We start from the raw sequence: 14,098 nt of genomic DNA, 5'->3' as shown, positions 1-14,098 counted from the left end.
ATTTTTTATTTCTTTAAAATTTCATTCAGCATACGGTCCGTCATAATCAATGCACGCGGCACATGAAACGGCCCCTTAAAAGTACAGCCCTTACAGGGCGGCATAGTTGGTTTGCCATCACGCCTTAGATAGCCATACCATTCGCCGTATTCAGGATCCGCGAAATAGGTTTTGCAATATTGTGCCACCTTAAAAAACCACTCCAGATACTTTTCTCCGCCACCCACTTTGTACATCATTAGACTGGCGATCAATGCTTCATTATGCGGCCACCAAAGTTTCATATCATGCTCATAGGCCTCCGGCGGATAGCCCATACAGTCTATAAAATATAAAATTCCCTCATATTCTTTATCCCATCCATTCGCAATTGCCATATCAAAAATTTCCATTGCTTTTTTTTCAAGCTCCGTATTTTTTTCATATGCTGCTTCTTCCATAATAAACCAGGAACATTCAATATCATGACCAGGATTTACAAAACGCCCGGCAGAAATCTCAGACATAAACTCTCCATTCGGTCCAACCGTTTCCAGCGTACATCCGAGCTCTGGTTTATGATGATACTCAAAAATATCATGAACACATGCCTTCGCGCGTTCATCATACAAATCTTTTTGTTCGGGATCACATCGGCGCATTACCGCAGTAATATTAAGATAAATCATTGGATCCGCCAATGCCCGTCCAGTACGGGTTTCCGGAATTGTTTTGGCCCCCAGTCCTGTGGGATCTACAATTAAGCCATGATTTAACTGCCAGATCAACTCATAAGCTTCCCTGGCGCGCAAGAGACAATCTCTATCTCCGGTTACACCATAGTATTCCGCATTTGCTAATACATAAAAACCTTCCGAAAAACAATATCTGCGCTGCCGCAACGGCTTCCCGTCACCAGTCACCGTAAAATACATCCGGTTTCCAGCCTCACGATTAATACAATATTTCTCCATAAAGTCAAGGCAGCTTTTACTAGCCGCCAGCCATTCCTGTCTTGTACCGTAAACATGGCAAAGGTATGCATAGATCCATCCACAGCGTCCTTGCATCCAAACACTCTTATCTGTTGAAAATATCTTTCCTTCCCTCGTCAAACAAGTGTATACGCCGCCGTATTCAGGATCCATACCATATTTTAGCCAAAAATCTACACTGCGGGCTAATTCTTCCTGTATCCAGCTATGCACTTTTGATAATTTTTCACGGTCCATATAATATCAGCTCCTCTGTTTTATACTCTCCATATTTTAAATCATCAAACCATTTGTGCTATCTCACAGTATTTTTCCATATTTTACATCCTTTTTTGTTCTATTATACCATACTTTTATTAAATTGCAATACATATTTTAAGCAAATTAAACATAATTACATACCATATTTTAGAAGAAAACATGGTAATTATTCTAATGTGTATTCAAATATAAAACAGTTTTAAAAAACGGCCGTCTTAATTCAAAGACGGCCGCAATTCCTTCTTAAAGCAAAATGAGATCAGAAAATAAAATTGGCAGGCTGCATTATTCCAAAAACTTTGTCACAGCCACCGAACCCGCTGATTCTATTACCCGGCGGGGCAAATGGTGCTGCAAACATCAGGAAAGAACTTCCTCACTCTTTGCAGCAGACTCTTCCTCCAGCACCTCCTGATATTTTTTCAGAATGCTGCTGTGCAGAAGTTCACGAGTGTCTGCATTGATAGGATGCGCAATATCCTTAAACTCGCCTTCAGGCGTCTTCCGGCTGGGCATCGCGATAAATAACTTATCTTGACCTTCAATGACCTTGATGTCATGCACCACAAATGCATCATCAAAAGTAACCGACACTACTGCCTTCATCCTTCCCTCCGTGTTAATCTTTCTGACTCGAATGTCTGTAATCTGCATACGATTACCCTCCCTTTCACCAGTTGTCCGTTCTGGCTCGTTTGTATATAAATATAAATTCTTTTGCAAATATCAGGAAACCATTGAAAACTATTTCCATTTATGCTAAAATACAAGTAAACTCTATGAAAGAAGGTTTTTCGATGCATCAATTCAGCATGTCCCAACTTAAACCCGGGGCGCATATTCACATGATCGGTATCGGCGGCATCAGCATGAGTGCTCTTGCACACATGCTTCTGGATTTCGGCTACCAAATTTCCGGCTCTGATTCCAAGGCATCTGCTTTAACCGACAGTCTTTCCGCATTGGGTGCCTCCATTCAAATCGGTCAGTCTGCTGAAAATATCCAGAATCCGGATCTCGTATGCTATACTGCCGCTATTTCAGAATCCAATCCGGAACTTCGCAAGGCGCGCACCTTAAACATCCCCGTTATTGAACGGGCCGAACTTCTGGGTGCCCTAATGGAACTTTACAAGTACCCCATCGCAGTAGCAGGGACTCATGGGAAAACCACTACTACGTCCATGCTGTCTCTTGTACTTCTGGCAGCAGACACAGACCCCACCATTCTTGTTGGCGGTGAACTTCCGCAAATCGGAGGAAACTTCCGCTTGGGCAGCAAAAACTATCTCCCCTTTGAAGCCTGTGAATATGTAGAAAGTTTCTTGCACTTCAAGCCATTTTTGTCTATCATCACAAATGTTGAAGAAGACCATTTAGACTATTTTAGTGATATTAACCATATTATATCATCTTTTCAGAAATTTGCAAGACTTACTTCACCCAATGGATGCATAATTGTTTGTTCTGACGATAAAAACCTGCAAAAAGTTGTGCAAAATGTAGACAAAAAAATTATTTTTTACGGTCTTGACGACAAAAACACAGATTTTACTGCCCAAAATATTAAAATAAATCAGGACGGCTTTCCTGAATTTACAATTATAAAGCAAGGCCTGCCTCTGGTTGACATATCCCTTCGGGTAGCAGGTGAACATAACATTCTCAATTCCCTGGCGGTGACCGCCGCTGCAGATTTTCTTGGTCTCCCGATTTCTGCCGTCAAAGAAGGGCTGGAATCCTTTACAGGAACAAAACGCCGATTTGAACATATTGGTACTGTAAACGGCTGTGATATTGTAGATGACTATGCCCATCACCCTACCGAAATCAAAGTCACACTTCATGCCGCACAACAAATGCACTATAATGATATCTGGGTGGTATTTCAACCCCACACCTACAGCCGCACCAAAAGTCTTCTTCATGAATTTGCAGAAGCACTTCCTATAGCAGATCATGTGATAATTACGGACGTTTATCCCGCACGGGAGACTTATGACGGAACCATCCACGCTTGTGACTTAGCCGCTTTGATTCCCGGATCGATTTATATGAACGATATGGATGCTATTACACGGTATCTAAAACAAAATCTACAAAAAGGTGATCTAATCATTACCATGGGCGCAGGTGACGTCAATAAAATTGCCCAAAAACTAAAAGAAACTGAATTGCAATAGAAAAAGCAGCCGCAAAAAAGCGGCTGCTTCAAAATGTCGAAAAAGTCATTATACCGCAAGCAAAATGAAATAACAAAATGCTTTTCTTTTTCATAAACCTTAAATTTTTTACAGTAAATACGCCGAGTTCATCGAGAATTCGGCGTCATTTATTGCATTTTCAACATTAAAGAACTTTACGAAGAAATTCTCTGGTTCGTTCATTCTGTGGATGTTCAAAAATTTCCTCAGGTGTGCCCTCTTCCACAATGTGTCCACCATCCATAAACAACACACGATTCGCAACTTCACGGGCAAAACCCATTTCATGCGTTACTACAACCATGGTCATACCTGCTTTGGCCAAATCCGTCATAACTTCAAGGACTTCTCCTACCATCTCCGGATCCAATGCTGAAGTAGGCTCATCGAACAGCATAATCTCTGGTTCCATGGCCAAAGCCCGGGCAATAGCAATTCTTTGCTTCTGTCCGCCGGATAGCTGAGCAGGATAAGCATCCGCCTTTTCTAGTAACCCCACTCGCTTAAGTAATTCTTCCGCCTTTTTCTCCGCCTCAGCTTTACTCAGTTTTTTCAGAGTCATGGGTGCCATAGTAATATTACCCATAACTGTTTTATGCGGGAAAAGATTAAACTGTTGAAATACCATCCCCATTTTCTGCCGTATTCGATTCAAATCAATACCATGCTGGGTAATTTCTTCCCCATCTACCGTGATTTTACCCTTTGTTGGAATCTCAAGCATATTTAAACACCGCAAAAATGTACTTTTCCCAGAACCGGAGGGACCAATCACCGCCAGTTTCTCTCCCCGTGCAATGTGCTGATCAATTCCTTTCAGTACTTGAAGATCACCAAAATATTTATGTAGATTTTCAACGTATATCACTCTTACGCAGCCTCCTCTCCAACCGTCCAAAAATCTTGGACAAAGTAAATGTCATGGTAAAGTAAATCAAAGCTGCTGTAAGAAGAGGGAACCATGCATTAAAGGTACGGCTCGTGATCATGCTCGCCACTTTAGTTAAATCCTCCATTGCAATATAACCTGCAATAGATGTTTCTTTCAGCAAAACAATAAACTCGCTGGTATAGGTGGGCAGCGCAATCTTAACCGCCTGCGGAAGTACAATTTTCATCGTCGTCTGTAATTTTGAAAACCCCAAAGAGCGTCCGGCTTCCACCTGGCCATGATCAACCGATTCTACACCGCCGCGTACAATTTCCGCCACATACGCCGCACTGTTTAACCCAAAGGCCAAACCGGCAATGATCCACTTCGGCGCAGATACCGTTGCAAATACCCCCATATACATGATCAACAATTGCACTGTTGTCGGAGTTCCACGAATAATTTCAATGTATGCCTTCGCCGGAATGCTTAACCATTTCCAGTCAGACATTTTCATAAAAGCCAAAATAATCCCAAGCACAGTACCAATTACTATGGCCGCCAGCGTCAGCTGCAATGTAACCCCCAAACCACCGATAAGCTGTTTCCAGCGGTCAGCATAAATTAAGTTGGTATAAAAATCATTGCAGAAATTCGCCCAATGGGAGGATATCCATTCCATAATCAACACACCACCTATTTTCAACGGTTTAAAAATGTAAAACAGCTTGGCAGATTAGCATAGGATTCATAAGAACTCCAGTTAAATATTTGTTTTACCAGCGTCTGTCATTCCTTCTTTCCCTAAAATATGAAAGAAAGCGAGAGGAGTTTGACCTCTCGCTCCGCTTTTCTGCCGCAAGCTGTCGGAAAAACTATTCCTTCACAATAATTACCTGGGCGGCTTTATAATAACTGTCAGAGAAATCCACCTGCTGTTTTCTTTCCTCATCCACCGTCATGCCGGCAATAACCATATCCACTTTACCGCTGGAGAGCGCCGCAATCAAACTGTCAAAATTCATATTCTCAATTACCAGCTCGCGTCCCATTTTCCGCGCAATTTCCTTAGCAATCTCCACATCATAACCGGCAATTTCATTATTATCATCCATATATTCAAAAGGTGCAAATTCAGCATTGGTTCCCATAACCAACTTTTCATCCCCTGCAGGTGCCTCTTTGGCCTGCAGTTCCTGCATTGCAGCATCATCTTTATCAATAAATGCCTTACGAATAGTATCAATGGTACCATTTTCATTCATTTCCTTAATAGAGGAATTAATTCCGGCAAGCAGTTCTTCACTTCCTTTTTTTACCGCAATGGCATATTCCTCTTCGGTCAGATTACCAGGCAGGATTTTCAATCCATCAATCTCTGCTACCAAATCCTTTGCCACCTGGTCATCCACAACAACAGCATCGACCTTACCATTCTTCAAGTCCATACCGGCATCAACAACCCGTTTAAAACGAGAAATTTCTGCACCCTCAACTTCATCCGTCACATAGTTATCGCCTGTGGTTCCTTCCTGAACCGCAATCTTTGCTCCTGCCAGATCCGCAGCACTCGTAATCGTTTTTCCCTGCTCAGCAGAACTGGCACTGCTTCCGCTTTCTGCCGAATTCGTATTTCCGCAGCCGGACAGAGCACCTGCAGCAAGCACTACAGATACCGCTAAAGCAATCATTTTTTTAATCATTCTATTCCCTCCTAAAAATAAAAACTTTTACAGTTTAACGCCTTTTATTGTACACCACCAACCAGCGTTTGTCAACAAAAAAATCCCGGTTCAGACAAGTCCCGGGATTCCTTCACACAGAAAAATTTAACGATGCTTCACAAACGCCTCAATCCGCTCTAAAGCCAGATTGATACTCTCCACAGAATACGCGTAGGAACAGCGGATAAACCCTTCCCCGCTGTCTCCAAATGCAGTACCAGGCACCACTGCAACTTTTTTATCATACAGCAAAGCTTCACAAAACGCATTCGAATCCATTCCTGTACTCTTGATACATGGGAAGGTATAAAAAGCACCTTCTGGATTAAAGCAGGCAAGCCCCATATCATTAAATCCCTTCACCATCACCCTGCGGCGTCGGTCATATTCGTCGCGCATCATGGCAATATCGTCATCGCCATTTTGCAAGGCCTCAATAGCCGCATACTGCGCTGTTGTAGGCGCCGACATAATGGCAAACTGATGCACTTTGGTCATTGCTTTTATCAATTCAGGGTGTCCGCAAGCATACCCAAGTCTCCATCCAGTCATGGCATAAGCTTTGGAAAATCCACTTACCAAAACCGTTCGTTCATACATTCCGTCAATCGCTGCAATGGAAATATGCTTTTCATTTCCATAAGTAAGCTCAGCATAGATTTCATCTGCAAGAACTAAAATATCTGTTTCTTTTAAAACATCAGCCAGCGCTTCCAGATGTTCTTTCCGCATTACCGCACCCGTTGGATTATTGGGGAACGGAAGAACCAAAACCTTGGTTCTGGGCGTTATTGCAGCCCGCAGTTCATCCGGTGTCAGTCGAAAATGATTCTCCGCTTTTGTAACAATAGGAACAGGCACTCCGCCTGCCAAAGCGGCGATTGGCCGATAACACACAAAACTAGGCTCTGGAATGAGCACTTCATCTCCAGGCTTTATCACCGAACGCACGAATAAATCAATTGCTTCACTGCCTCCTACTGTTACCAAGGTCTGAGACAAAGGATCATATTTCAGGCCAAATCTACGTTCCAGATATGCACAAATGGCAACGCGCAATTCTTTCAAACCGGCATTGGAAGTATAGTAAGTCTTTCCTTTTTCCAAAGAATAAATTCCTTCATTGCGGATATGCCATGGCGTAACAAAATCCGGCTCGCCCACTCCCAGAGAAATCGCGTCCTCCATTTCTGCGGCAATATCAAAAAAGCGACGGATACCCGACGGCGGAATTTCCCGCACAACAGGGTTCAGCAAAGCACGCATATCCATACTCATAGGGAAATGACCTCCCTTTCATCTTTTTCCGGACGGGCACAGACTACACCATCGTATTTATAACGTTTTAGCACGAAATGCGTTGCCGTTCCAATAACGGATTCCATGGGGGCCAAATGTTCTGATACAAACCGTGCCACTTCACGAATATCTTTTCCCTCTACGGTAATTCCGAAATCATAGCTGCCACTCATCAAACTAACTGCCTTAACTTCCGGATATTGATAAATCCGCTCCGCAATCCTGTCATAACCCAAATCCCTCTGAGGCGTTACACGAAGTTCTATGTATGCAGTCACAACATCGCTTCCGTTTGCCTCATCCCAATTGATACGGGCACCATATCCTAAAATAACATTTTTCTTCTCCAGTTCATCAATAATACCCGCCACTTCGTCCACAGGGAGATTCAGCATAGTAGCCATTTGTTCCAGAGAACAGCGGCAGTCACGGTGCAGAAGTTCCAAAATCATTGCGGCCTTATCATCACGGCTTGACATCATATATTCCTCCTTATTCAGCGCTGTCGACTGCGCCTCTTTCCTAATATCATATCATTTTCTTTTCCGCAAGTCAACCTTTGTACTGTCATCTCAAAGCATTTGTGCAAAAAAAGCCGCAGTCATATCATCAAAATCCGGAAGATTTTCATGCCCGAAATCTGGGTAAAGAACCATTTTCTTTTCAGAAACAATTTTGTTATATATAGCAAATTGGGTAGAAGGCGGACAAACATTATCCATCAGCCCAGTCCCAAATAAGATTTTTGCTTGAATCCGGGGTGCCAGATGCTGTAAATCAATATATCCAAGCCGTGTAAAAACTTCTTCTTCCCGTTCATGTCTGGGATCAAAACGCCGGAAATAATCCTTCAGCTCCCCATACGCCCGCTCTGCCATATCCATTTCCCAAACACGCTTATAATCACTTAAAAACGGATAATACGGAGCCGCCATTTTCAGCTGTGGTGTCAAAGCAGCGCAGGCCACCGTAAGAGCTCCACCCTGAGAACCGCCGAATGCCACTACCCGTTCTTCATCAACTTCCTCTAAGTTCATCACAATCTTGGCCAAAAGTGCTGTATCCAAAAAGACCTGCCTAAAATACATATTATCCGGATCCGGATCATCCAGCCCACGTATAATATGCCCATTTAAGGTATTTCCCTCCACAGGATTTTTATCAATGGATTTTCCGCCTTGCCCGCGCGCATCCATCGCTGCAACCACAAACCCCATATTGATATATCCCATGTAGTTCATCCAGTCTCCCACAGAAGCAGAATATCCGTGAAAATACAGTGCGGCCGGTGCTTTTTCTCTGATTGTAGCAGGCTTTAATAATTTAGCATATACACGTCCGCCTCTGGTACCCGTAAAATACATATCAAAACATTCTACATTTGGTAACTGAAAAGAGCTTCTTGTGATTTCAACCTCAACATTTAAAGCCTCCATTTCCGCAAGAGCTCTGCCCCAGTATTCCTCAAAATCAGCAGGTCGCGGATTCCTTCCTTTGTAATTCTTGAGTTCCTCAACAGGCATATCTAAAATAGGCATATTTTCCCCTCCATATATAAAATAAATTTATTATACTCTTTTTTTATAAAAAGTCAATGCTAAAACATAAATTGTAAGTAATTCGTTAATAACTATAAAAATCCCGAAACCGCCTTTTCTTGACAGTTTCGGGATTTCCACTGCATAAGTTTATTCCGCATCATCTTTATGGGTAACATAGAAAGTGACCAGTTCTTCCAGAATTTCATCCCGCTCCAACTTGCGGATCAAACTTCTTGCACCGTTATACGAAGTAATATATGACGGATCGCCGGACAGAATATAACCAACAAGCTGGTTAATCGGATTATATCCTTTCTCCATTAAGGCATCGTGTACTTTTAAAAGAATTTCCCGCGGAGGCATAGGCCGCTCTGTCTTTACGTCAAATTTCATCGTATTCATCATATTGCTGTTGTTATCCATTCCGACCATCCTTTCTGAATATAATAGCTCATGGCAAATTGCCATTGTTTTCTTTTTATTTTGACGGTTTTTGTCAAAAATTTGTTCCGCAGAATTTTATCTAAGCTGCGCATTCAGTTCCTGTTTCAAATCTTTCAGAATCTGTTCCACCACCGCATTGACTTCCTGATCTGTCAGCGTCCTGTCTGCAGCCCGGAAGGTCAAAGCATAAGCGACACTCTTTTTCCCTTTTTCCACCTGCTCACCCTCATACACATCAAACAGCTGATAACTTTCCAAAATACTTTTACACTGTTTTTCGATAATCCGGTCAATATCACCTACGCAAATCCCGTTATCCACAAGAATCGCAAGGTCTCGGCTGGTAGCCGGGAATTTTGGTAATGCCGTATAGTGCTTATCTTCTGTGTAATGCAGGAGCAGTGTATTGAAATCCAGCATAGCCGCATAAACCTCTGCGTTTATTTTAAAGTTTCCTGCAACAGCAGGATACACCTGACCCAATACACCAATTTCTTCTCCGTGCACCAGCACCTTGGCACATCTTCCCGGATGGAAAGAAGGATTATCTAAGCACGGAGCAAAAGAATATTTCTTAATTTCCAAACGCTCCAGCAACTGTTCCGTAATACCCTTTATATCGTAGAAATCTCCGCTGCCATACATTCCCATTGCCACAATCTGCTTTTCTTCCGGCAGAACCTGGTCTTTTACAGGAAGATACACGGTTCCAATCTCAAACACAGCCGCTTCTGGATTTCTCCGGGTATAGTTAGTACGCAGCGTTTTCAAAATAGAAGAAAGCATATCCGTACGCATAACGCTGTTTTCTTCCCCCAGAGGATTGGATATTCGAACCATATTCCTTCTTTGGTCACTTTCCGGAATCCGAACCCAGTCATTTTCCTTTGGGTCTATAAAGGAATAGGTCATGGTCTCATACAAACCAGCCGAAGTCAATTCACTGCGAATAGCATCCTCCATCTTCTGTTTCCGGTTCTTTCCACCAACCACCACTTCGCTCTTCATCATAGTTGACGGAATTTTGTCATATCCGTAAATTCTCACAATTTCCTCGGCAATATCAGCCATGCCCTCCACATCGCCACGGAAAGTAGGCACATATACCTTTCCATCCTTTACTTGGAACTCCAACCGCTCCAAAATTTCAATCATCTCATTTTCCGGAATTTCCATTCCTAAAAACCGATTCATTTTCTGTGGTTCAAAAGGAAGTACAAGCTGTTTTTTCGGCACAGGATATAAATCAATCACACCCCCAACGACCTCACCTGCCCCAAGCTCCGCCATAAGCTGACAGGCGCGGTTAACCGCAGCCAAACAATTCTCCGGATCCAATCCTTTTTCAAACAAGGCTGACGCATCTGTGCGCATTCCCAATGCTTTGGCGCCGCGGCGCACCGCAACCGCCTGGAAATTGGCAGATTCAAACAACACCGTTACCGTATCTTCTGTTACTTCCGAGTTGGCGCCGCCCATAACGCCGGCCACCCCGATTGCCCGTTTTTCATCACTGATTGCAATCATAGAGGACTGCAGGGTTCTGGGCTGGTCGTCCAAAGTTTCAAGCTGTTCACCTTCGCCTGCATTACGAACAATAATTTTTCTGCCTTCTACATGATCCAAATCATAAGCATGCATGGGCTGTCCATATTCCAGTAAAATATAATTGGTAATGTCTACCACATTATTAATCGCACGAATTCCACAGGCCTTTAAGCGTTTTTGCATCCATTCCGGCGATGGCGCAATCCTAACATTTTTCACCACACGTGCAGTAAACCTGGCACAAAGTTCTGGATTCTGTATTTCCACTGTTGCATAGTCATTTACGTTTTCCTGATTTTCAGGCACCGTAACCTCTGGCACTGTAAAAGGCCGCTGAAACGTAGCAGCTGTTTCCCGGGCCAGTCCAATAATACTCATACAGTCCGGACGGTTGGAAGTAATTTCAAACTCTGCTACACTTTCATTCAAGCCTAAAACGTCAACGATATCTTTCCCAATTTCGGTTTCCTCCGGCAAAATCAAAATACCGGTAGCCCGTTCTTCGGAAATGCCCAGCTCATCTGTAGAACACATCATGCCCCAGCTTTCTACACCCCGAAGCTTTCCTTTCGTAATCTTGACACCGCCGGGCAGACAGCTCTTATGCTTGGCGACCGGTACAACAGCTCCTTCAAACACATTTTTTGCTCCAGTCACAATTTGAATAGGGGCGCCTTCTCCCACATCTACCTGACAAACCACCAGTTTGTCCGCATCCGGATGCGGCGAAATGCTGCATATTTTACCAGTAACAACATTTTTAAATTCCCTGGCAGGGTTTTCAATCCCCTCCACAATGGAACCAGACATGGTCATCATATGGGTATAAAGTTCCTCATCAATTCCATCTATATTGGTATAATCTTTCAGCCATGATAATGGTAATTTCATCCTATTTTCATCCTTTCCTGTCAGTTAAACTCAGAACTGCTGCAAAAACCGAACATCGTTTTCAAAATACAAACGCAGGTCATCAATATCATATCGGAACATGGTAATACGTTCCAGCCCTATTCCAAAAGCAAAGCCTGAATATTTGTCCGGATCAATCCCACAGTTACGCAGCACTCTCGGATGCACCATACCGCAGCCCAAAATCTCAATCCAACCTTCACCTTTGCAGATTCTGCATCCTTTTCCACCACAATTAAAACAGGAAATATCTACCTCCGCACTGGGTTCTGTGAAAGGGAAATGATGCGGCCGAAACCGAAGGCGGGTATCATCCCCGTACAACTTCTTGACAAAAACCTCAAGTGTTCCCTTCAAATCTGCCATGGTAATATTTTTATCTACCACCAATCCTTCTATCTGATGAAACACAGGGGAATGGGTAGCATCTACCGCATCGCTCCGATAAACCCGTCCCGGCGCAATAATCCGGATCGGAGGCTTTTGCTGTTCCATCGTTCGCACCTGTACCGGTGAAGTTTGTGACCGAAGCACCACATTATCATTAATATAAAAGGTATCCTGCGTATCCCGTGCGGGATGGTCTTTTGGTATGTTCAGCGCTTCAAAATTATAATAATCAAGCTCTACATCTGGGCCTTCTGCAATGGAAAAACCCATCCCGATAAATATGTCTTTTAAATCATCAAGCACTGTGGTAAGCGGGTGCTTTTTTCCCTTGGGCCGCCTTCTTCCAGGCATGGTAACATCAATGGTTTCTTGCTGGAGTTTCGCCGCCTCTGCCTCTGCTTCCAGAACTGACTTTCTCTCCTCCAAAGCCTGCTCAATTTCACTGCGCACTTCATTTGCAAGCTGGCCGATTACCGGCCGCTCTTCCGAAGAGAGTTTTCCCATTCCCTTCATAACCGCAGTCAATTCTCCTTTTTTCCCAAGGTATTGGATCCGCAGTTCTTCCAGCTGCGCCAATGTCTCGGCATGGTTTAATGCCTCTGCCGCAGCAGAACGAATTGCTGTTAATTGCTCTTTCATGATATGAAACCTCCAAACATCTTCTGCCAATTTCGTCATTTAAATTTATCATAACACAAATGTAACGGACTGGCAAGAAAAAACACAGATTTTTTTCATAATTTACCGTATATTTTCGATAAACCCATCAAAATTACTTATCTTCCAAGGTGCTTTCTTCTATAATATATCGAGGTCTTCGTTTGACTTCCTTATAAATTTTACCGATATATTCTCCTATCACACCCACCGATACTAACTGCACACCGCCCAGAAACCAGATAGAAATCATCAAAGAGGACCATCCTGTCACACTGACACCAAAGGCACGGGCACACAAAGTATAAACAGCGGCTGCCACTGCCAAGACGCAGACAAAAACACCCAGTCCCCAAACTAATCGGATGGGTTGAATACTAAATGAAGTAATTCCGTCAAACGCAAAAGATAACATTTTTTTTAGTGGGTATTTGCTTTCACCTGCAAAACGCTCCATCCGTTCATAATGTACTGTTCCGGTACGAAAGCCTACCAACCGCACCATACCCCGTAAAAACAAATTGACCTCAGGGAACTGTGCCAAAGCTTCAATAGCCCTCCGGCTCATAAGACGGTAGTCTGCGTGATTCTCTACCACATCCGCTCCCAAAAGTTTCATCAACTTGTAAAAGGCACGGGCGGTAAATCGTTTGAACCAACTGTCTGTTTCTCGTTTGCTCCGCACCCCGTAAACAATATCGCAGCCTTCATAAAATTTGGCCACAAATTCAGGAATTTTTTCAATATCATCCTGCAAATCTGCATCTACGGAAATACAACAGTCACAATATTCACAGATGCTCAGCAATCCGGCAAGTAACGCATTCTGATGCCCCGTATTCCGTGCAAGCTTGATTCCTTGAAAAAGCGGGTTTTTACGGGACAATTCTGCAATCATGCTCCAAGTCTTGTCCTTACTGCCATCATCCACAAAAACCGTTCGACTTTCTCTACTAACCATGCCTTTTTGTATCATACCAGAAAGCAAAGACTCTAAACGCTTTGCCGTTTCCGGGAGTACAGCCTCTTCATTATAACACGGAATCACAATATAAAGCTTTGCATCACGCATGGCTTTTCTCCTTTCCTGCCTTCTGTATCAATAGAAAAAAAGGGCGAACCACCGTCCGCCCTTCCTGTTTTTTGTGTCTTATTCTGCTGTCGCACTGGCTGCCGGAGCTGCACTGGCATCTGCTGCAGCACTTGCCTCAGGCGCCTCCGCATTGGCATCTGCACCTGCATCGGCTTCAGAAGCCGTATCAGCGTCAGCCGC

Annotated in this window: 13 protein-coding genes; 1 reads left to right on the top strand and 12 read right to left on the bottom strand. The window is 43.4% G+C overall.

All coding sequences use genetic code 11. From position 1 onward, the window contains the following. Positions 1-5: 5 nt before the first annotated feature. Both INF28_RS08365 and spoVG read right to left on the bottom strand, forming a co-directional pair. Entirely contained in the window at positions 6-1,211 is a 1,206-nt protein-coding gene (locus tag INF28_RS08365) for an AGE family epimerase/isomerase (RefSeq protein WP_226393011.1), read from the bottom strand. 384 nt (positions 1,212-1,595) lie between these two features. After that, a complete protein-coding gene (gene spoVG / locus INF28_RS08360) occupies positions 1,596-1,889 on the bottom strand; it encodes a septation regulator SpoVG (RefSeq protein WP_226393010.1) in 294 nt (97 codons plus the stop codon). Between the two features lie 143 nt (positions 1,890-2,032). On the opposite strand from spoVG, the gene murC reads away from it, so the two are divergent. Further along, on the top strand, positions 2,033-3,418 hold the full coding sequence (gene murC, locus INF28_RS08355; RefSeq protein WP_226393009.1) for a UDP-N-acetylmuramate--L-alanine ligase: 1,386 nt from the start codon (positions 2,033-2,035) through the stop codon (positions 3,416-3,418). A 166-nt stretch (positions 3,419-3,584) separates the two neighbouring features. Here murC and INF28_RS08350 read toward each other — a convergent pair whose 3' ends face one another. The 10 genes from INF28_RS08350 to INF28_RS08305 form a co-directional block, all read right to left on the bottom strand. Beyond that, the gene (locus INF28_RS08350; protein WP_226393008.1) at positions 3,585-4,307 is read right to left on the bottom strand and encodes an amino acid ABC transporter ATP-binding protein; all 723 of its coding nucleotides are present in this window, start codon (positions 4,305-4,307) and stop codon (positions 3,585-3,587) included. Beyond that, positions 4,294-4,992, bottom strand: a complete 699-nt coding sequence (locus tag INF28_RS08345) for an amino acid ABC transporter permease (protein ID WP_226393007.1) — start codon at positions 4,990-4,992, stop codon at positions 4,294-4,296. The genes INF28_RS08350 and INF28_RS08345 overlap by 14 nt, the downstream gene beginning before the upstream one ends. A gap of 193 nt (positions 4,993-5,185) precedes the next feature. Beyond that, the gene (locus INF28_RS08340) at positions 5,186-6,013 is read right to left on the bottom strand and encodes a transporter substrate-binding domain-containing protein (protein ID WP_226393006.1); all 828 of its coding nucleotides are present in this window, start codon (positions 6,011-6,013) and stop codon (positions 5,186-5,188) included. Positions 6,014-6,139: 126 nt separating this feature from the next. Continuing rightward, complete coding sequence (locus INF28_RS08335) at positions 6,140-7,306, bottom strand: aminotransferase class I/II-fold pyridoxal phosphate-dependent enzyme (protein ID WP_318961747.1); 1,167 nt, start codon at positions 7,304-7,306, stop codon at positions 6,140-6,142. Between the two features lie 2 nt (positions 7,307-7,308). Then, entirely contained in the window at positions 7,309-7,815 is a 507-nt protein-coding gene (locus INF28_RS08330) for an Lrp/AsnC family transcriptional regulator (protein WP_226393005.1), read from the bottom strand. A 90-nt stretch (positions 7,816-7,905) separates the two neighbouring features. Beyond that, a complete protein-coding gene (locus tag INF28_RS08325; protein WP_226393004.1) occupies positions 7,906-8,871 on the bottom strand; it encodes an acetylxylan esterase in 966 nt (321 codons plus the stop codon). A 150-nt stretch (positions 8,872-9,021) separates the two neighbouring features. After that, the gene (locus tag INF28_RS08320) at positions 9,022-9,297 is read right to left on the bottom strand and encodes an IreB family regulatory phosphoprotein (protein WP_404815154.1); all 276 of its coding nucleotides are present in this window, start codon (positions 9,295-9,297) and stop codon (positions 9,022-9,024) included. Between the two features lie 96 nt (positions 9,298-9,393). Further along, a complete protein-coding gene (gene pheT / locus INF28_RS08315; RefSeq protein ID WP_226393003.1) occupies positions 9,394-11,757 on the bottom strand; it encodes a phenylalanine--tRNA ligase subunit beta in 2,364 nt (787 codons plus the stop codon). 30 nt (positions 11,758-11,787) lie between these two features. Continuing rightward, on the bottom strand, positions 11,788-12,807 hold the full coding sequence (pheS, locus tag INF28_RS08310; RefSeq protein ID WP_226393002.1) for a phenylalanine--tRNA ligase subunit alpha: 1,020 nt from the start codon (positions 12,805-12,807) through the stop codon (positions 11,788-11,790). 133 nt (positions 12,808-12,940) lie between these two features. Beyond that, positions 12,941-13,897 (bottom strand): glycosyltransferase family 2 protein, encoded by a 957-nt coding sequence (locus INF28_RS08305; RefSeq protein ID WP_226393001.1) that lies wholly within the window; start codon positions 13,895-13,897, stop codon positions 12,941-12,943. Positions 13,898-14,098 lie beyond the last annotated feature (201 nt).

The sequence above is a fragment of the Ructibacterium gallinarum genome, from assembly GCF_014982785.1.
Taxonomy (GTDB): domain Bacteria; phylum Bacillota; class Clostridia; order Monoglobales; family Monoglobaceae; genus Ructibacterium; species Ructibacterium gallinarum.
Note: the sequence above shows the minus strand (reverse complement) of the source record. Positions and strands in the feature narration are given on the sequence as shown.

Excerpts from the sequence above, each read along its gene's own strand:
- INF28_RS08365 (WP_226393011.1), bottom strand. The coding sequence starts at position 1,211 with ATGGACCGTGAAAAATTATCAAAAGTGCATAGCTGGATACAGGAAGAA.
- spoVG (WP_226393010.1), bottom strand. The coding sequence starts at position 1,889 with ATGCAGATTACAGACATTCGAGTCAGAAAGATTAACACGGAGGGAAGG.
- murC (WP_226393009.1), top strand. The coding sequence starts at position 2,033 with ATGCATCAATTCAGCATGTCCCAACTTAAACCCGGGGCGCATATTCAC.
- INF28_RS08345 (WP_226393007.1), bottom strand. The coding sequence starts at position 4,992 with ATGGAATGGATATCCTCCCATTGGGCGAATTTCTGCAATGATTTTTAT.
- INF28_RS08340 (WP_226393006.1), bottom strand. The coding sequence starts at position 6,013 with ATGATTAAAAAAATGATTGCTTTAGCGGTATCTGTAGTGCTTGCTGCA.
- INF28_RS08335 (WP_318961747.1), bottom strand. The coding sequence starts at position 7,306 with ATGGATATGCGTGCTTTGCTGAACCCTGTTGTGCGGGAAATTCCGCCG.
- INF28_RS08330 (WP_226393005.1), bottom strand. The coding sequence starts at position 7,815 with ATGATGTCAAGCCGTGATGATAAGGCCGCAATGATTTTGGAACTTCTG.
- INF28_RS08325 (WP_226393004.1), bottom strand. The coding sequence starts at position 8,871 with ATGCCTATTTTAGATATGCCTGTTGAGGAACTCAAGAATTACAAAGGA.
- INF28_RS08320 (WP_404815154.1), bottom strand. The coding sequence starts at position 9,297 with ATGGATAACAACAGCAATATGATGAATACGATGAAATTTGACGTAAAG.
- pheT (WP_226393003.1), bottom strand. The coding sequence starts at position 11,757 with ATGAAATTACCATTATCATGGCTGAAAGATTATACCAATATAGATGGA.
- pheS (WP_226393002.1), bottom strand. The coding sequence starts at position 12,807 with ATGAAAGAGCAATTAACAGCAATTCGTTCTGCTGCGGCAGAGGCATTA.
- INF28_RS08305 (WP_226393001.1), bottom strand. The coding sequence starts at position 13,897 with ATGCGTGATGCAAAGCTTTATATTGTGATTCCGTGTTATAATGAAGAG.